Source organism: Moraxella sp. CTOTU47618 (assembly GCF_032017425.1).
Taxonomy (GTDB): Bacteria; Pseudomonadota; Gammaproteobacteria; order Pseudomonadales; family Moraxellaceae; genus Faucicola; species Faucicola tetraodonis.
Genome location: NZ_DALZPW010000001.1, coordinates 326857 through 346266, shown reverse-complemented (window position 1 = coordinate 346266; position 19410 = coordinate 326857). Strand labels below are relative to the sequence as shown.

Genomic DNA, 19410 nt, shown 5'->3' with positions numbered 1-19410 from the left:
TAATGAATGATGACAAGTTAGAGGATCTAGACGGTTTAGACGGCTCAGAACCCATTAACCCCGAGCAAAAACTCTCCGAGCTTGGCGTACGTCGTAGCGATGAAATGGTATCAAATACACAGCACCGCAGAACGCCGCGCCGTAATGGTAAAGGGGTGAATAAAAATTTGGTCAAGCAGCCTGCCAACTCCTCCGATACGACAACCCAAAACGCTGGGTTAGCGGTGGCTAACGCTCCCACTGCTGAATTTTCGGCAGAGGGTTTTGGCGGTGAAAAATTCTTTGCCGGTCGGCGTATCATTAATTTTTTGAAAGTATCTAAACCTTTTGCCATATTATCCGCCATCTTAACGATTCTGGGTTTGGTCGCTATTTTAACCAAAGGTTTAAATCTGGGCTTAGACTTTACAGGCGGTGTGTCAGCCACGGTTGTATATGAGCAACCGGTGCAACAAGCCCAAGTTCAGTCAGCCTTAGCGAGCCATAAAATCAATGACAGTGTGGTGCAATATTTGGGCAGTAACAAAGAAATTTTGGTACGCCTGCCGCCGCAAAAACAAATCGAAGGGTTATCAAACTCTCTTGATGCGGCGTTAGATTTACCCAACAACAATGCCACCATCAAGAATATTGACGTGGTTGGCAGTCAAGTAGGTAATGAGATTTATATCAGCTCATTGGGGGCAACGGCACTGGCATTAGTGTGTATGTTTATTTATGTGATGGTGCGTTTCCAAGCCAAATTAGCCTTAGGCGCGGTGTTGGCGTTATTTCATGATAGTATTATCACCGTGGGTATTTTCGCACTTTTCGGATGGCCGTTTGATTTGACCGTGCTTGCCGCGGTGTTATCATTGATTGGTTACTCGATTAACGATACCATCGTCGTCTTTGACCGTATCCGTGAGAATTTCCGCCGTGTCCGTGGTGCTAGTCCAACGCAAATTGTCAATTTATCGCTCACTGAAACGCTACGTCGTACTATTATGACCATTTCAACGGTGTTGCTAGTGGTGGTCGCGATGCTGCTGCTTGGCGGTGAAAGCTTGCATTGGTTCTCAGTAGCATTGCTCATTGGCTTGATTTTAGGTACTTTCTCATCGGTGTATATCGCCAGTGCGATTCCACTGTGGCTAGGTATGTCGCGCAAAGACTTTATTGTCGAAGTCAAACCAGAATTTGTTGAGGACGAAGTGGTTTTTGAAGACCGCAATGCGCCTATCAATGCGCCTATGTACGACAACAAAGCGTTAGATAATCAATAAATGGTTTGAGCGGCAAAATACCCTACTTGCTAGGGTATTTTTATGGCTAAAATTTAAACAAGAATAGCAATGATGACAAATGAATTAATGAAAACTGGGTTATGGCAACAGGCGTTTAAAGTAAGCTTGCCTGTGGCAATGGGTTATATCCCTGCGGGGATTGCCTTTGGCGTGTTGTTTGTGGCGGCAAAACTGCCTATATGGGCGGCGATTTTATCTAGTGTGGTGTTATACGCGGGTGCGGCGCAATATGCTTCTATTACGCTGTTAGCGGGCGGGGTTGGAATCTCAACCCTCGCCAGCAATACCTTAGCGATAAATTTGCGCCACGCTTTTTATGCCATTCCTTTGTTAAAACAATTACCAACCAATCCTATCAGTCGACTTTATTGCTTGTTTGCGTTAACCGATGAAACTTTCTCCGTGTTAACCACCCTTCATGCAAATGAACGCCAAAGGCTGATACTACCTGTGAGTTTGCTCAATCAGTGTTATTGGGTTATCGGTACCATATTAGGCATTATGCTGGGTGCAGGGCTCAATGATTGGGTGCCTCATTTGGATTTTGCGTTAGTGTGCTTATTTGCTATTTTAGCCTACGAGCAGTTTAAAGCAGTCAAGGCTTACTATCCCATCTTCATCGCCATCATTGCGTTCACAGCGGCGTTTTATTTTATATCCGATTGGCTTTTACTATCAGCGATTTGCGTGAGTTTGGGACTCATTATCATCCACTTTTTTATGAGCAATAAATCTGCTCATCAGCAAGCTACTTGACAGTTCAAACTATCTGACAGCTCAACCGCCAAAAAATTTATCCATTAATCGTTAGAATATTATGAACACACCACCTGATAACGTTTATTTAGTCGCCGCTATTTTTACCATGGCGTTGGTGACTTTTCTCACCCGCATCACCCCGATAATTTTGCCAAAGCGATTATTGGATGCCCCCTTGTTACTCGCGGTGAATAAAGCATTGCCATTATCCGTGATGACGCTGTTGATTTTAACTTCTTTGCATTGGCAGCAGCCCAAGGCTATGCCCAACGCTCTGAGTGTGAGTCTGGGCTTATCGCCATTACTTGTGGCAGAGATATTGGCGCTGATAGTGGTGTTGCTCAGCTATCATTGGAAAAAGCAATTACTGCTAAGTATGCTGGTGGGAATTGCTAGCCTTAATGGGTTTTTATGGGGATTGAATCTGATAGGTTTTCAATCCCCATAAAAAAAAGCCCTACTTGGGCTTTTTTTATGCAGGATAACTTACACCTCGGTTTGTACCCCGACGATATCCACAGGCGTATCAGCCACGTCTTGTATGCCAGATTTTTTCTGTTTGGCTTTATCACTGCGTTTACGCTGTAATTCATCCAAGTAGTCTTCATCAATACCACCAGCGATGTATTTGCCATCAAATACCGAACAATCAAATTTTTTGGCATCGCTGTGTTTGTCTTGTACCGCTTCAATCAAATCATCCAAATCTTGGAATATCAAACGATCCGCGCCGATGATTTTACACACTTCTTCCACACTATGACCTGATGCAATCAGCTCATTGCGCGCTGGCATGTCAATACCATACACATTGGGATATTTGACAGGTGGCGCCGCACTGGCAAAATACACATTATTGGCGCCAGCATCACGTGCCATTTGGATAATCTCGTGGCAAGTCGTGCCACGTACAATTGAATCGTCGACCAACAATACGTTTTTATTTCTAAATTCAAAAGGCACTGCGCTTAATTTTTGACGCACCGATTTTTTGCGTTGCTGTTGACCTGGCATAATAAAGGTGCGACCGATATAGCGGTTTTTCATAAAGCCTTCACGGTATTTCACACCTAGATGCTGGGCAAGCTCCATCGCAGAAGTACGTGAGGTATCGGGAATAGGAATAACCACGTCAATCCCGTGATCTTCGCCCCATTCTTTGATGATTTTCTGCGCTAACGACTCGCCCATACGCATGCGGGCTTTATAAACAGAAATATTATCAATAATCGAATCTGGGCGGGCAAAATAGACGTATTCAAAAATGCAAGGTCTAAACTCTTTGGCTTCGACACACTGACGACTAAAAAAGTTATTGTTTTCATCAATAAAAATCGCTTCACCGGGCTTCACATCTCGAACGATATCAAAACCCAATGCGGTTAACGCAACTGACTCAGATGCCACCACATATTCAAAGCCGCCATTTTCCGCTAATCGTTGACCAAAAATCAGCGGGCGAATGCCATTGGGGTCACGAAATGCCAAAATACCATAGCCCGTAATCATGGCGACCACCGCATACGCACCTTCGATACGTTTGTAGACGGATGTCATCGCTTCAAAAATATCATCGGGGCTTGGATGCTGGATACCGAGTTTTTGCATCTCATGCGCTAGCACATTGAGCAAGACTTCGGAATCAGAATCGGTATTAATATGGCGCATATCTTCCATAAACAGTTCTTTGGCAATCTCTTCTGCGTTGGTCAAATTACCATTATGCGCCAAGGTAATACCATACGGCGAATTGACATAAAAAGGCTGAGCTTCCGCACTGCTAGACGTACCAGCTGTTGGGTAACGTACATGCCCGATGCCTTGATTACCGACAAGACGCATCATATGACGTGTCATAAACACATCGCGCACCATGCCATTTTCTTTACGCAAAAACAGACGGCCATCTTGACATGTCACAATACCCGCGGCATCTTGCCCGCGATGCTGCAGCATAGTCAGCGCATCGTATAGCATTTGATTAACTTCACTGTGAGCGGCTATACCGACAACTCCACACATATTTTACCCCTTTAATTTTTCACCGATGGCTATGAGACCTGATGAAAATTGAATGAAACTACCTTATTTGGCGGCTTAGAAGATGTTAGCCGTCAGTTAAACTTACCAATGCTATTGGCCCATTTGCCCTATTCCTTCGAAAGCGGTTTTCCCCAGATTGGCAGCAAGCTGTTGGGTGATTTGGGTCGCAAAAGGTGCTAGTGGCAGTAGCGCATTGGCAAACTTAGACTGCTGCCAAAAGTCACGTTGACTGACAAAAGGCGCCAATAAACTCACCAGCATCAACACAATGACCAAATTTTTGACCAAGCCAAACCCTGCGCCTGCCAATTTATCTAGGATGCTCAGCCGAAGCCCCTGCAAGGTTTTACTCATCACCCATAATACAATTTGCAGTCCCACGATGACAAATAAGCCAATTGCCAAGAATGCCGCAATGATACTAAGGCCGGTTGAGCCCGTCAGCGACACAAAAAACGGCGCTAAAGGTTTTGCCAAATAACTGGCGAGCAGCAGCGCCAATAGCCAACCAAACATGCCCACCAGTGAGCGCATCAAGCCATTATTAAACCCCTGCCACAACCCCATAAACAATACAAACAACACTACCATATCTAACAAAGTCATCGGGTCAAGCTCGTATCATGGGATTTACAAATGAGCGGGTGAATGTTGGCTTAGACGATAACCGTCAATGGCTTCAACACAGGTTTGGATGAGCTCTGGCCCTTCATAAATCAAACCACTATAGAGCTGAATCAAATCCGCACCTGCTTCAATCTTTTTAACCGCACGTTGACCATTGTCAATGCCGCCTACGCCAATAAGTGCAACTGAGCTCGGTAAGCGTTCGGCAAACTGCTCAAGAACTTGGGTACTACGGTGGCTCAGTGGTCGACCTGATAGCCCGCCTGCTTCTTGACTGGTTTTGTAATCTTCTACCCCGTTACGGCTTAAGGTGGTATTGGTGGTAATCAACCCATCAATATCAAAACGCACCAATTCTTTGGCAATATAATCAATTTGATCTTCTTCCAAATCTGGGGCAACTTTCAGCACCAATGGTACATAATACTGATGTTGGCTAGCGAGTTGGCTGTGACGTGATTTGATACCATCAAGCAGCGCCGTGAGCGCATCACCACTTTGCAAGTCACGCAGGTTTTTGGTATTGGGAGAGGAGATATTCACCGTAATATAAGACGCGTAAGGATACACTCGCTCTAGACAATAAATATAGTCATCTAGGGCATTTTCAACCGGCGTGCTGGCATTTTTGCCAATGTTAATACCCAAAATGCCTTGATATTTTGCACGCTTGACTTGCTCAATGAGATAATCGACGCCTTTATTGTTAAATCCCATGCGATTGATAATGGCATGGGCTTCTTTGATACGAAATAGACGGGGTTTGTCGTTGCCAGGCTGTGGTTTTGGGGTAATCGTACCAATTTCGATGTAGCCAAAACCCAATGCTGCTAACGCATCGATATATTCGCCGTTTTTATCAAGCCCTGCTGCCAAACCAACCGGATTGGTAAAGGTTAACCCCATACATTCAGTTGTTAGTTCTTGTTTACCGTACAAAAACCCGAGCATCCCAAATTTTTGCGATTTTTCGAGTAACGATAAGGTGATTTCGTGGGCTTTTTCAGGATCGGTGTTAAATAAGAACGGACGAAGAAAGGCATACATAGTTGAATAAGCACTCACATTGCATGGGTGAATCTAATTGACTCTGCCCTTTATACAAGCAGAACTAACCTATTTAGCTTGAGAGATAGCACCCGTTGACGCGCTGTCTAGACTATCTCGTCAAAATCAGAAAAGCTATTATATCAGTGTTGACGCTAAATAAACACCTGCAATTTTCTTTGCCTTCACTGCTACATTAACTACCATATCAGCTATCAACCCAGAGTATTTAGAATATAGATTGCAGGATTTAGCTTTTAACGTCCTATAATCAAAGACTAAGGCACAGCTCGACCATTTGACAAGGCAATCCAACCACGAATAATGCGATACAGATGCCATAAGACTGTGGCGACGATTATCAGGCCGCCTAAAGCACCGACAATAAAACTACCACCCATCGTATGATTACTATCAACGGCGGCGCCAAAAAATAGCCCGCCAGTCGCAAAAATCACCATGACAAAACCAATCACCCAAAAAAATATACTGTACCAAAACGTTTTGATTTGCCAATCAAAGTGACTATAAAGCCACGTGTTTCTAGCCTCATCGCGCTTTAAGTAATTCATCACAATCGGAATAATCCAAGTCAGTCCCGCAGTAAAATAACTAAACAGCGCCAACGCATAAGTAATGTGGTTATAACTGATTTGGCTTTGGGTCACCGGTAAGTTTTGACTAAGCTGCGTGTATTGCGGTAACGCTGATGGATAACCATTCGCCCCACTACCAAATTGTGGATTGGCTGGGTCAGGTGTGTGAGCATCTGTTGGTTTTTCTAGGTTCATTATAATTTTCCATTAATGATTATTACTTTTTTTATCGGGTCATACACTAGAATTTCAATTGATTGTTATGGACTTTAGGGTGTTACCCAAATCGGCTCTCGAATGGTAAATGGTTGGTGGTTGCTATCGGCAAACTCGATTGTCCAGCTAGCAGGCGACTGCTGCAATCTCAATGACTCAAAAGTCGGTACTGGGATGATTTTTATGCGGTTTTTTGCCGAATAAAGTAAATAGTTGCCATCGGGCGAAAAGTTGGCAGGTTCAGCCAATCCTTCATTATTGATAGCGATGCTTTTTTTAGTTGCCATATCTGCAAGCCTGCCTTGGCTATTATCGCTGACATAAGTGATCAAACGCCCCGTAGGACTAATCCGAGCTATGGCATTGGTTTTACCAGGCAAGTCTAAAGGCAAAAATTGTTGTTTTGCAAAATAGTACTGATAAAGTTGCGGTTGTAAAAATTTGGCTTTATCTGACGTAAATATAAAGGATTGACCATCGGGCAACCACACAGGGGCTAAATCAATCGCTGGTTGATGGGTCAGTTGTTGTTTTATATTGCCGCTGCTATCGGTCAAAAAAATCTCTGGATTGCCCATTTGGCTATTTGCTAGTAACAATTGGCGTCCATCGGGAGAGATTGCCCCGCTAAAATTATGGGTGCGTTTGGCAGAAGCCGCAGAAACCCCAGAAACATCAGTGACTTGCAAAGTCGCTCTATCAAGGATAACGACTTGAGGATAACTTTTGCCTGCTTGAACCGTAAAAATCAGGCGGTCGCCTAAGCGACTGGCGGATAAGCTCATTATCGTCCCATTGACCTTATACAAAGTCTTTGGGTTGCTGCCATCCATTTGGGTCTCAATCAGCTGCGCTTGGCGATTTTCCCCAAATCCGGTTAAATAAATAAAAATTAACTTGCCTGACAGCTGGCTAGCATCCATGTGCGGCAAATTAGTTGGTGCAGTCGCTATGACTTTGGGCAGTGAGGACGAACTTTGCAGGGAGGTTTTGGATAAGGTTGTTGATGGCGAGTGCATGGTCTGACACCCTGTCATCGCCAAGCTAATTGCCATGACAATTGCCATAACAGGGGCGCACCATAACCGTGATAACTGATAAACATGCTTCATGTTATTTGTGGCTTGATTAAGGTAAAACATTATTGGCGTCTGGATTGAGCCAAAGTGGCCCATAAATCAAGCCATTGGGTACGCCATTTTGGGACGGGCTAATACTGATGGATTTGCCATTTGATACAATGGTAATGACATTTTTATTGGAGTAAATATAGTGTTGGCCATTGGGTGAGACACCTGGGGCTTCACTTAACCCAACGTTATTTACAGCGGTTACCGAGCGCGAACCCAGATCCATCACCACGCCTTGATTGGCACCCGATAAATAGGACATTTTTTTACCATCATTGCTGATGCGCCCCATACTGCTCAGTCCGCCGCCCGTCAACCGCTGTTCACTACCGGTTGCTAGATTGTAGAGATAAATTTGACCTTTATTACCGCCTTTTTTACCACCGGCTCTATCTGAAGTATAGACAAATGATTGCCCATCAGGCGCCCAACTAGGATAAATAGCCCCCACAGGGTCATTGGTCAAGCGACGAGAATTGCCACCTTGCGCCAAATAAATCTGCGGTATGCCGTTTTCAAAACTGCTACTAAATATCACACGACCATCTTTACTCACGGACGCACCATAGTTCATGGCTTTAAAATTCGTCAAATTGCTGACTGCCCCGCTGACAATATTGGCAGACATGACCTGCGGATAGCCTAGCGTGTCGGGCTGAACTTGGAAAGTGAAGGTTTGATTGTCAGCAGAGGTGTTTAGGGTTTTAATGGTACCGTTAAACTCATAAATCACTTTTGGGTTAAACCCATCGACGTCAGAAATGACCAAACGTGACACACGGTTTTTAGGCTTGCCTGTTTCGACTACATACGCAATGCGCCCAGAAAAATCGCCTTTGATGCCTGTCAATATCTCATAGATACGGTCAGCAACCTTATGCCCTGCCATACGCAAACTTTGTGAGTTATTTTTGCTGGTAACGGTTTGCAGACCTTGCATCACCTCGCCTGTCGCCACATTAATGACTTCAAAATTGATTTCAACATTGCCACGATTGCTGCGCGTATTGCCGACCACCAGATAAGGGACGGCGTTATGCTGCCAGACAGGCAAAGTGACTTCACGACTGCTATGAGGCCGCTCTGGTAAATTACTATCTAAGGTAAATTGCCCCAAATTGGTCAAATCATTGGTGACAATCCCTGAGATACTCTCCGCACCAGCAAATGGTACAATGGCAATTTGCAAGTTAGAGCGTGGTGCCTGCTTGACTAGGGTAAAATCAACATTGTCGGCAGCATTCGCTAGAGGTGGCATCGCAGTGGTAGCCAAGGCAATGATTGCCGCTTTCAAAAGAGTATGGTTCATAATTAGCCTGCAATAGTTATAATTATTAAAAATTGGTTTCAAATAATAGCATTGTTTTAATCGCCAAAAAAGACTGGGCAAGACTAAGCGCTACCACACTATTTAGCTTTACTACTTAGCTTTCCTATTTGACTTTACTATTTAGCTCTAAAATTGCCCGTCATGCTTCTTGCGCCATTTGGCGGGGGCGGCAGTGGACTTGATTGGTTGATTGCTTGTTGTAAGCTTGCTTTAAAAGCGGCATCACTACTGCCGCGAATAGTAATATTACTAATTGTACCATCCGCAGCAATGCTAAATGACGCCGTTAATGAATTGCCATTACTATTGGTTGGTACATTCCAATTTGCATCAATCATCGCCATGACTTGGCTGACATAGCCTGCCGAGCTCCCACCCGATGCACCACCACGTCTGCTAGAACTTTGACCACCAGATGATTGCGATTGCGCTGCACCTGTAGATTGACCATCTTTACCCAAATCCAGTGATTTTATATTATTATCACTTTGCCGCTCGCTATTGGCATTGAGATTTTTATTATAAGCGGCATTGTTCGCGCGTATTTCGTTTTTTACCTCATCAATATTGCTTTCGGCAATTTTATAATCTTGCAGATTTCGCTGCTGGGTTTCATTGCGCTGGTTTAATTCATCAATCACGCCTTGTCTTTCAGCTGCTACTTCTCGGTCTAGCTTTTCAGCAAATAGCGCCTGCTCTTTTTCCCATTGCGCCTGCTTGGCAGCCAAATTATCTTTGACCGTTTCAATTTGATTGGTTGATGTCGAATGGGGCGTATTCATTGGCACAGTTGATAGGGTTTGCGAATTTAAAGACGGTGTGTGAGCGTCAGCCATCTCGCCAGCCGTGGCTTGGTTTTGCGCAAGCTCATTTTGTTGGTTGGCTTTGATTTGCTGTTGCATTGCCGACAACTGCTCAGGGGTAATCAACGAGGTTTCCATGGGCGCTGGCGGGGTGTTATGATAAAAGAAAAACAATAACCCAACCACCAACGCATGGGCAATGGCACTGAGAACAATCGCCCATACCGGGTAATCGGGTGTTTTGACGGGTACATAGACTGAGGTCACTTCAGCATACATCGTCTCAGTATTTCCTTATTCTAGCAAAAATGTTCAATCAAAAATTAAAAGGTCATCGTATTAGAAGGCTGCTTGATTAAAAAGCTACTTCATTAAAAAGCCATTTGATTAAAAGGCTACTTGCTGGCTGGTTTTGGCGGTGCCGTTAACAAGCCAACCTTTTGGATGCCCGCTTGCTGCAAGTTTGCCATCAATTGGATAATATCACCATATTGGTTATTTTGATCGGCATTAATCATCACATTGACATTGGGCTTACCATCGAACTGGTATTGAGGCTGAGATTGCAAATTATTCAAAGTCGCAATTAACGCCTCTTCGCTCATTGGCTCATCGGTTTTGTCCTGGGTACTTAAATATAGCTGCCCATCAGATTTTAGCGACACAATCACCGGTAACTGCGTGCCTTGCTGTAGTGATTTGGTTTGCGCTTTTGGCAAATCAATATCCACTCCCGTCGTTAGCATGGGCGCGGTCACCATAAATATGACCAGCAGCACCAACATAACATCAATATAAGGCACCACATTCATACCTGCATTGAGTTTTTGTGGACGGCTACGGCTGTAAGGGTTTGCTTTCATAGTGTCAAGTTGTTCAATAAAATTTATCTAACATTTATTTAGCATTTAGCGTTTATCTAGCGAGCGAGCGGTGGCATCATAGCAGGTGAATTCAGCCCTGTCGGTAAGTTGGTAGCCGTATCCACAGTTTGTCGCAGCAACATGCCTGTCATCTCATCACAGAACAGGCTACGACTTTGATAAACTTTATCGTTTTTTGCGGTAAAATGGTTGAAAGCCAGTGCCGCTGGAATCGCAGCAAACAAACCTAGCGCCGTGGCAATCAAGGCTTCGGCAATACCAGGGGCAACCGCAGCCAGTGTGGCTTGCGAAGAAGTCGATAAGCCCATGAAAGCCGTCATAATCCCCCAGACCGTACCAAGCAGACCGATATAAGGCGAGACCGAGGCAATACTGGCTAGCAACGGCAATCCTTGCTCAAGCTCGAGTTGCTGACGCCCCAAGCCAACGCGAAGTTTGCGCTCCACGCCTTCAATGATTTCACTACGCGCTTGGGTGTTTTTGAGCAGTTTTAAAAACTCACTAAAGCCAATAAAAAAGATTTGCTCAAGACCACTTCTATCAGGATTACCTTGAACGCCTTTGTATAGGGTTGGCAATTCAACCCCGGACCAAAAGGTTTGCTCAAAATAATTATCGGCGCGCGTGGCAATTGCCAAGCGACTACTTAAACGAAAAATAGTGACCCAACACAACAAAGAAGCAAATAATAAAATGCCCATGATAATTTTGACGAAAATACTGGCGTGCGTTACCAAACTAACGAGATCAATCGAGCCTTCCATAAAGTTATGCTTCCCCAACCATCCAAATTACTAAATATAAGTCACTAAATATAAATTACTAAATATTTTGATGCCAGCTTGTCAACAGCCCGCCAGCCATACCCGATTAAAACCAAAAACCAAAAAACAAAAACTAGTGCAATTATAAGGTCGAGCACTAGAATTTACATAAGCATATTGTAACCAATAACATCTGCTAATCGTATAAAAACTTTTGGTAGATTTTATCAAGCAGCTTGACGGTCAAAGTATTAGAAATTCCCGCAGGTGACAAGGCTGCCATCAGTTGATTTTGGCGCGGGCTTCAGCCTTATAGGTGTCGCTGTGTTCTACTCTTTTCTTACTCATGGTAAACTCTGGTTTAGGATGCAAGTTTAGTAAATATTTTTCTTCCGTTTTTTTTAAGCATACCTCAAAAATTTTAAAATATTTTTTGTATAAAGCGTTAAGCTAAAGAATAGAGCTTTGACTTTATACAGATAATTGTTTAATTTAAGGGAGGAAAACACCCTCAGAAAAATTTTAGCTAATTCAATATTATAATATAGGAGATACAAATGGCTATTTCACTTAATAAAGGCGGTAACTTATCCCTGTCAAAAACAGATCCTACCCTAACACGGTTATTAATTGGTCTAGGTTGGGATGAGCGTGCCACATCAGGGGCAGAGTTTGACTTAGATGCCAGCGTATTTTTGCTTAATAATATGGGCAAAGTACGCGGTGACCATGACTTTATTTTTTACAACCAACTAAAATCTGACAACGGTGCGGTCGAACATACCGGGGACAACCGCTCAGGGGCAGGTGACGGTGATGACGAAGTGATCAAAGTTAACCTGTCACAAGTACCAGCCGATATTGAAAAAATTGCTGTTACTGTGACCATCCACGATGCCCAAGCTCGTAATCAAAACTTTGGTCAAGTATCCAATGCCTTCATTCGTGTGGTCAATGAAGAAACAGGGGCAGAGGTAGTACGGTTTGACTTAGCAGAAGACTATTCAATCGAAACTGCCATGGTATTTGGCGAAGTCTATAAACACAATGGCGAATGGAAATTTCGTGCGGTGGGTCAAGGCTATGCAGGTGGCTTAGCAGCTATGTGCCAACAATATGGCGTAAATATCGGCTGAATCGGATTTTAAGCTGCAATTTACCATTAAAATAATGATAAAAACTCATTAAATAAAGGATATGAAGATGGCGGTTAGTTTACAAAAAGGGCAAAAAATCTCTCTCGATAAAGAAGCAGGCACGGCACTGACTCGTATCAAAATGGGTCTAGGGTGGGATGTTGCATCCACCCCAAAATCCGGTGGCTTTTTGGGCAGTCTATTCGGTGGCGGCGGTAGTAATGATAGTATCGATTTGGATGCATCTTGCATTATGTTTGACGCGAGCAAACAGCCCATCGATGCAATCTGGTTTGGTCAACTGCAGTCAAAGGACGGTAGTATCGTTCATACAGGCGATAACCGCACAGGCGCAGGGGATGGCGATGATGAAGTCATCAATGTCGATTTATCTCGTATCCCTGCTCATGTACAGTCATTGGTATTTACCGTGAATAGCTTTACGGGTCAAACGTTTGAAAAAGTTGCCAATGCGTTTTGTCGTATCGTTAATGGGGGCAATAATAGCGAAGTGGCTCGCTATAATTTATCAGCTCAAGGCAGTCATACCGCGCTGATTTTAGCAAAGATTTATCGCCACAATGGTGAATGGAAAATGCATGCGATTGGCGAAATTGCCAGTGGTCGTACCTTTCATGATTTGATGCCTGCCATTACACCACATGCCTAAATTTAAATTGTAGATAACAATACCCTATTTGACTCTATTTGCAGTCAATGGGGTATTTTTTTATTCGGATAATAAAAAAAATAAGGAAAAACGATGCCAACGTTGGTACCTGGGGCAAACACGCCTATTCCCCACACGCCTTGCCAAGTGACAGTAACTAGCCAAAATGCCAGTCGTTTTGGGGTTGAGATGGGCTGCGTATGGATAGCGATGGATGCAAGTCGCCGAGCAACTACCAGCCCTGCTTATCTGCATGAAAGCAAAGATTGGGCAGCGGTGACAGTCGAGAGTGAGAAAAGCCATGTTTGGACATTAGACTTAGCCAATGTGTTTTCCCAAAATCAAACCCAGTATCTGCAACTGATCGTGTATGCTTACCAAGACTCCAGTGTCATTGCCCCTGCGGTGGAAGTCAATGATATAAGCATTAAAGTGAGCAATGACATTGATTATACGTTTCATACCCCAGAGCGCCATATCAAAGCCAGTATTGTACTGGAGATCTACCAGCGTAATGGGCAATATAAATGCCGAGCACTCGCGGAAACATCTAGTCAAAGTCTAGCCAGTTTTGCCGAACGTTTACAAATCAGCCTTGACGCCCGTTACCCTAACAACATGACGACAGGCAACGTTTTGCACGCCATACCAGACAACAGACGTCCTCGCCCTCAGCCAGGTGACACTTGGACTGGGACGGCTTTTGCGATTGATCCCTATCATTTACTGACTTGTGAGCATGTGGTGGACGGGGCAAACCAAATCGCACTGCGTCAACAAGGTTATCCCGATATGGAATGTCAAGTGGTGCTGGCAGATGAAGGTAGTGATACCGCGTTACTTAAAGTCAATCAGCCTTTACCAAGTTATCTGCCCATGCGAGAACGTGGCTATGATTTGCTGGGTGAGCAGATTACCACGCTTGGTTTTCCGCTAACAGGTCTTGGTAGCCAATTACAAGTCACCCAAGGCAATATTGCAGGGCTACAAGGCATTGGCAATGATATTCGTTTTATGCAGTTTACTGCGCCAATTCAGCCTGGCTCAAGTGGCAGTCCGCTCCTGCTTCCCACAGGCGAAGTGGTTGGCATGGTTACCCATACCATTGCCAATACCCAGAACATGAATTATGCCGTCAAATATCAATTATTATCTGCGCTTTTGACCAGCTGCGGTCTTAATGTGAGCGAGCTTACTCACAATATTAGCCAAACACCCCTATCCACGCCTCAGATTACCAAACAGAGTAAATCTGCTTTGTGGTTAGTTGGCTGTGGGGTGTGACAGCTTTTTATTAGACTGAACTTATCGGAGTCAGCAGAGAAGATATACAATCAAAAAAGTTAACACTCTAGACGCATAAAGATTAAAAAATCACTTAGTCAAGCGCTAAAGCTGCAGCAGATGGCTAAATGTGTCTAGATTTTTGGTGGCTATTCACGGGTCGGCAATAAAATGCTGTGTTTGGGCATAAGATTGCGCTTCTGATTTAATTAGCGCCAACCATTCATTGGCAATAACAGCATTCGACTGAAAATATGCCATCATCCAATGGGCTAACGGCGTAGGCACGGGCACAAATTGGGTGGAAGGCAAAATGGATTGGACGCCATTGCCATTGGTGTCATCGCTGTCATACACAAGCTCAACCTGCGGATTTTTTTGAATAATTTCTACCCCAGTAATCTGCCAATTGGTAAAAGCATTATCAATCGCATAGGGCAACGATTCTGCTTGAGATAATTTTGATTGTAGATAGATGGGCTCAAATGTTTTGATGGTATTCACCCAATGCAAGCGTAATGCAATGTCAGGGTGTTGATAAAACACCACCAATTTGCCAGCAAACTTTATTTGCCAAGGATTAACAACTTGGTGGAGATGAATGCCAAGCATTTGCGCAAATTGCTCTCGCGTCAGCAATCGATCAAAGCTTGCTAGCAATTGACCATTTAGCGGATGTTGCAGTTTGAGTAGGTCGGATAAATACTCATAATGGTAAATAAACTTCATAGGCCGGTGCTGTGAGATAAGCACGTCCGTCACTTGACACCGATGCACTTTCCACTGCGGCATGGTATCAGTGATAAGCGCAAGCAAATCTATGATTGTGTTATTGTTTGTACTCTTGGCTATAGTTTGTGTATTAACATCCGTTTGAGTGACTGGCAAGGGATTTCCTTTTAAATGATTTGTCTATCTAAATGGTTTGTTTATCTAAATGATTTTTTTCATCATAATAGCTTTATTATAAAACTTTTTTCATTTATTTGAGCCAAAAAAAATCATTACATGGTGAAATGTAATGATTACTCAAAAAAACTGTGGTAGTTAAAAGTTACAGTTAATAATAAGCAGCGTTTAGCAATAAGGCGACCGCTAAAAAGAACCAAATCATAAAGACGGTACTAAGCCATTTACGATGATAGCGCCAAGACTCATCATCGATTTTATTATCGGTTGCCCAATCATCCACTAAATCATCTTTGGCTGATTTTTTTGGTAGCTTTTTTGGTAGCTTTGCAGACTTTTTAACGCTATGTTTAATCCGCAAGTCTTTGGTTAATTGATTGTCCTCATCTTGCATAGTAAAGAAATTAGACGGGCAATCTGCCAAATATGTTTGCTGACTATCGTAGCGCGGTAATAGGGATTTAATAGTTGCCTGACTATAATCACTCTCACCCACGTCACCAAAAACTAATTGAGACGCCAAACTTTGAGATGCTAAGCCACTCCTTATATTGTCATATGTTTTGTTAATCTTCATGTTAAATACCCCTTCTTGATAAGTAACATTATAGGGATATCGCGGCGTTATTTAATCATAGGTTTGATTGTGGTTTTGTTATACTCAGCTAACTTGTATTAGCAAATGTGCAGATTTGAAACCGTTTGTAAACCGCTAATAGTTAAACTTGCGCCCTCTTAATTTATAATTTTTGGCACCCATGATTTGTACTAGGATGGAAAATTTTTATTTAACCTGTAGATTTAAAAAAATTATCTTCTATCGATGAATATTTGTTGTTCAGAGGCTTTGACAAAATCTTCATAAGAAACCACCCCTTGACTATTAGGGGCATTTGTTGTGGAATTACTGCTGCCCGTCTGCGCGCGCTCATCTGAACCTTGATTTAGGTTATTGGGATTTGAGCTATTAGGATTTAGGGTATTGGGATTAGCGGTGTCAGTTGGCGCCTCAGGCATCTGATTAGTCCTACTTGGCGTATTGGCAAGTGTATCTGTTGACACTTGATTGGTGGTCATAGCGGGATTGACATTCGCTGGCGCGGTGGGTTGTGGGGTGGAAGAGACGCCGTTTCCTAATTGCTCACCGGTAATTATTACCGCTTCTGTTCTTAAATTCTCTGGTTGAGTGGTCGAGGCGGCAACAGCGGAAGCAGTTGCAGGCAATGTCTGCGCCGATTGGCTAGGGTTTGTTGCCGTTAGAATGACATTGTTTTGAGTGTCTCTATTATTTTTCATCGCTTGATAACTGTGATAACTGTGATAACTCTGATAACTGGGCACGACAACTTGGGTTAACAAACCGATGAGTGACATGACTAACAGCGGAATCAATACCATCAGTACCGTTTTTAATTGGCTAGCAGGTCTAGCAGGTAAGCCATAATAATTGGCGCCTTCACTGCCTTTGACTGCTAGCAAGTAAAGGTAAACTAAGACATTTACCCCGGGCACTAGCATCAATAACGCAAGCCACCCCGTTTTGTTAAGGTCATTGAAGCGCCGTTTGCTAACAGCAAGCTGTAGATAAAACAAAACCGCCACACCCACACTACTTGCACCAAGCAAACTCATCGGCAACTGCTCACTACTGGCATTTACCATGCCTTGAAAGCCACCAATCATCACAAATAGCAAAGCGACCAGCATTAATGCTATCAACGCATTGAAGGTGGAATACGCTAAAAATTGCATACGGCTAACCCGACCGTGCCAATCAAAAAACCGACGATTATTAAAGCCTTCATGCATCTCAGTTAACGTGACAAAAGACGTACCAGCTTCAGTTGCAATTATTTCATCAGGTTGCATTTCATCAACTTGATGCATATTATTGAAACTGGGGTCAATCGGGGGTAAAGACTGGGCTTTTTTTGGCTTGGGTAGACGGATGGCCATAATGAGCAACTTAATCTATAGGTTTAAACTTTTTTTTAGCGTAATATCTTTAACGTAGTATTGCCCAAATTCTATAATATATTGGTTAGAATATCTTGAAATGGCGACATAAATTTGACATTTTTTGTAACATTAATTTAGTGACATTGATTTAATGGTTTGGCTTGATTGCAAATTTATTGGATAAATAATTTATTGAATGAGTAAATAGTTTTTAACCCCCGATAACACAACGCTGTAATTATCATTGAGTATTGATATGGATATTTCACAACTCACTTATTTTGTGGTAGTGGCAAAAGCAGGTAGTTTTAGCCAAGCTGCCAAAACCTTGGCTATATCACAGCCATCGCTAAGCCGCCATGTCCAGCAACTTGAAAGCGAGCTGGGTGTCGAGCTGCTGGATCGCTATCACCGCCCAATGACTTTAACAGCGGCGGGACATTTTTTTTTAGCACAGATTGAGCCAATATTGTTGCAACTTGAGCAAGCCAGTGAGTTGACTCAGCGCTTTGCCCAGCCGCATCGAAACAATCATTTGACGATTGGATTTGTCGCCTCAGTGCTGTACGGTTTGTTGCCTGAAATTATTTCTACAGTCAAACAGCGACATCCCAATTTGGATATCAAGCTGGTCGAAATCAATTCGGAGCAGCAAATGTCAGCGCTAAAGTCGGGGGACATCGATGTGGGATTTGGAAGATTTCGGCACAGTGACAACTTTGTGCAACAGATATTTTTACGTCATGAACGCTTTGTGGTGGCACTGCCAATGGCGCACCCCTTGGCATCACGCCCGGATGATATCGGCATCGCATTTAAAGAGTTGCTAGAAGATACGCTTATTTTGTATCATCGCACGCCCTTGCCAATCCTGCAAAATCCGCTATTCAATGGCGAAACTGATCAACTCATGTATTTGTTTGCCCGCCACCAATTGTCACCTCATTTGACCACCAAAGTGCGCGATATCCAAATCGCTTTGGGCTTGGTGGCGGCAGGTGAAGGTATCACCTTAGTGCCTGATAGTTTAAAAACCGTCCGTACCGAGCAAATTCATTATCATCGTCTACGTCACGAAGATGCGACCACCCCAATTTTTATGAATGTGTTGGCACACCAATCCAATCCGTATATTGATGATTTACTGCAGGCGACTTACCAAGTGTATGAAGCTAAGGGCATTACCTACTCTAACCAATCGTTGAATTAAACACAGTTATATTAAAGACTCTTATATTTAAGCCTCTAGTAAAATTTTATTTGCTTAGGCTAAATTGACGTTCTTGGTTGACACGGCTGATAAATTGTTGGGTAAATGCTTGATAATCCACGTCCGCAAAATCTGCTAGACGCAACATGGTCATGCCGGCATAGCCACAAGGGTTGATCATTTGAAACGGGGTCAAATCATTTTGTACATTGATGGCGATGCCATGATAACTAAAGCCGTGTTTTATCTTAAATCCCAATGACGCAATTTTACCAAGTTCTAAATCGTCTTGATTATACACATACACCCCTGGCGCATCCGCACGCGCTTTGGCATAAAAATCTGGCGGCAAATAAGGCGTGATGACATCAATGATGATGTTTTCAGCTTTACTGACCAAATCGCGCACGCCCCACCCCAACGCATTTAAATCAAATAAAAAATACACCACCAACTGCCCATGACCGTGCCAAGTGACTTGACCGCCACGATCGGTGTGGATGATGGGGGTATTATCTCTTTGCAAAATATGTTCAGGTTTGCCCGCTTGACCCAGTGTAAACACATTTTCGTGATCCACAATCCATAACTCATCAGCGCTAAGCTGCGCCTGCTCGCTGCTGGTAGATTTTTTTTGCTCGATACGCGATAACACGCGCGCCAGCATTGCCGCATGGGTGGGTTCATATTGAGCGTTTTGCAAATATTTAATTTCTAATGGTAACATCGCATTTCCTTGCAGTATCTTTTTGCGTTT

At 43.4% G+C, this 19410-nt stretch carries 20 protein-coding genes; 7 read left to right on the top strand and 13 right to left on the bottom strand.

Translation table 11 applies throughout. The features are described 5' to 3' along the window. Positions 1 to 2 precede the first annotated feature (2 nt). From secF to RTS09_RS01540, 3 genes are all read left to right on the top strand, one after another. Positions 3 to 1265, top strand: a complete 1263-nt coding sequence (gene secF / locus RTS09_RS01550) for a protein translocase subunit SecF (RefSeq protein WP_095355462.1) — start codon at positions 3 to 5, stop codon at positions 1263 to 1265. Between the two features lie 69 nt (positions 1266 to 1334). After that, on the top strand, positions 1335 to 2042 hold the full coding sequence (locus RTS09_RS01545; RefSeq protein WP_312533609.1) for an AzlC family ABC transporter permease: 708 nt from the start codon (positions 1335 to 1337) through the stop codon (positions 2040 to 2042). Positions 2043 to 2103: 61 nt separating this feature from the next. After that, on the top strand, positions 2104 to 2493 hold the full coding sequence (locus RTS09_RS01540; RefSeq protein WP_312533607.1) for an AzlD domain-containing protein: 390 nt from the start codon (positions 2104 to 2106) through the stop codon (positions 2491 to 2493). A gap of 38 nt (positions 2494 to 2531) precedes the next feature. On the opposite strand, the gene purF is transcribed toward RTS09_RS01540, so the two are convergent. From purF to tolQ, 9 genes are all read right to left on the bottom strand, one after another. Next, complete coding sequence (gene purF, locus RTS09_RS01535; RefSeq protein WP_065252635.1) at positions 2532 to 4067, bottom strand: amidophosphoribosyltransferase; 1536 nt, start codon at positions 4065 to 4067, stop codon at positions 2532 to 2534. 111 nt (positions 4068 to 4178) lie between these two features. Then, positions 4179 to 4694, bottom strand: coding sequence for a CvpA family protein (locus tag RTS09_RS01530; protein WP_312533605.1), 516 nt, complete (start codon positions 4692 to 4694; stop codon positions 4179 to 4181). A 24-nt stretch (positions 4695 to 4718) separates the two neighbouring features. Next, entirely contained in the window at positions 4719 to 5762 is a 1044-nt protein-coding gene (locus RTS09_RS01525) for a quinone-dependent dihydroorotate dehydrogenase (protein ID WP_159676254.1), read from the bottom strand. 278 nt (positions 5763 to 6040) lie between these two features. Further along, the gene (locus tag RTS09_RS01520; RefSeq protein ID WP_007116703.1) at positions 6041 to 6553 is read right to left on the bottom strand and encodes a DUF4870 family protein; all 513 of its coding nucleotides are present in this window, start codon (positions 6551 to 6553) and stop codon (positions 6041 to 6043) included. 74 nt (positions 6554 to 6627) lie between these two features. After that, entirely contained in the window at positions 6628 to 7686 is a 1059-nt protein-coding gene (locus RTS09_RS01515) for a hypothetical protein (protein ID WP_312533603.1), read from the bottom strand. Positions 7687 to 7702: 16 nt separating this feature from the next. Beyond that, the gene (locus tag RTS09_RS01510) at positions 7703 to 9013 is read right to left on the bottom strand and encodes a TolB periplasmic receptor (RefSeq protein ID WP_312533601.1); all 1311 of its coding nucleotides are present in this window, start codon (positions 9011 to 9013) and stop codon (positions 7703 to 7705) included. 137 nt (positions 9014 to 9150) lie between these two features. Beyond that, the gene (gene tolA / locus RTS09_RS01505; protein ID WP_312533598.1) at positions 9151 to 10116 is read right to left on the bottom strand and encodes a cell envelope integrity protein TolA; all 966 of its coding nucleotides are present in this window, start codon (positions 10114 to 10116) and stop codon (positions 9151 to 9153) included. A gap of 116 nt (positions 10117 to 10232) precedes the next feature. Beyond that, positions 10233 to 10700: a protein TolR gene (gene tolR, locus RTS09_RS01500; protein WP_312533596.1), complete on the bottom strand. Its 468-nt coding sequence runs from the start codon at positions 10698 to 10700 to the stop codon at positions 10233 to 10235. Positions 10701 to 10756: 56 nt separating this feature from the next. Beyond that, positions 10757 to 11485, bottom strand: coding sequence for a protein TolQ (tolQ, locus tag RTS09_RS01495; RefSeq protein WP_076776105.1), 729 nt, complete (start codon positions 11483 to 11485; stop codon positions 10757 to 10759). 557 nt (positions 11486 to 12042) lie between these two features. Here tolQ and RTS09_RS01490 point away from each other — a divergent pair. From RTS09_RS01490 to RTS09_RS01480, 3 genes are all read left to right on the top strand, one after another. Then, positions 12043 to 12621 carry a TerD family protein gene (locus RTS09_RS01490; protein ID WP_188875545.1) on the top strand — a complete coding sequence of 193 codons (579 nt, stop codon included), beginning with the start codon at positions 12043 to 12045 and terminating at the stop codon, positions 12619 to 12621. 67 nt (positions 12622 to 12688) lie between these two features. After that, positions 12689 to 13291 (top strand): TerD family protein, encoded by a 603-nt coding sequence (locus tag RTS09_RS01485; RefSeq protein ID WP_312533593.1) that lies wholly within the window; start codon positions 12689 to 12691, stop codon positions 13289 to 13291. A gap of 93 nt (positions 13292 to 13384) precedes the next feature. Next, entirely contained in the window at positions 13385 to 14575 is a 1191-nt protein-coding gene (locus RTS09_RS01480) for a S1 family peptidase (RefSeq protein ID WP_312533591.1), read from the top strand. A 153-nt stretch (positions 14576 to 14728) separates the two neighbouring features. On the opposite strand, the gene RTS09_RS01475 is transcribed toward RTS09_RS01480, so the two are convergent. The 3 genes from RTS09_RS01475 to RTS09_RS01465 form a co-directional block, all read right to left on the bottom strand. Continuing rightward, on the bottom strand, positions 14729 to 15463 hold the full coding sequence (locus RTS09_RS01475; protein ID WP_312533588.1) for a hypothetical protein: 735 nt from the start codon (positions 15461 to 15463) through the stop codon (positions 14729 to 14731). Between the two features lie 172 nt (positions 15464 to 15635). Continuing rightward, positions 15636 to 16007, bottom strand: coding sequence for a hypothetical protein (locus RTS09_RS01470; RefSeq protein ID WP_312383523.1), 372 nt, complete (start codon positions 16005 to 16007; stop codon positions 15636 to 15638). A 287-nt stretch (positions 16008 to 16294) separates the two neighbouring features. After that, on the bottom strand, positions 16295 to 17440 hold the full coding sequence (locus RTS09_RS01465) for a DUF805 domain-containing protein (RefSeq protein WP_312533586.1): 1146 nt from the start codon (positions 17438 to 17440) through the stop codon (positions 16295 to 16297). Positions 17441 to 17699: 259 nt separating this feature from the next. Between RTS09_RS01465 and RTS09_RS01460 the strand changes: the two genes are divergently transcribed. After that, positions 17700 to 18653, top strand: coding sequence for a LysR family transcriptional regulator (locus RTS09_RS01460; protein ID WP_065263623.1), 954 nt, complete (start codon positions 17700 to 17702; stop codon positions 18651 to 18653). A gap of 46 nt (positions 18654 to 18699) precedes the next feature. On the opposite strand, the gene lipB is transcribed toward RTS09_RS01460, so the two are convergent. Then, the gene (gene lipB / locus RTS09_RS01455) at positions 18700 to 19380 is read right to left on the bottom strand and encodes a lipoyl(octanoyl) transferase LipB (protein WP_284033992.1); all 681 of its coding nucleotides are present in this window, start codon (positions 19378 to 19380) and stop codon (positions 18700 to 18702) included. Between the last annotated feature and the right edge of the window lie 30 nt (positions 19381 to 19410).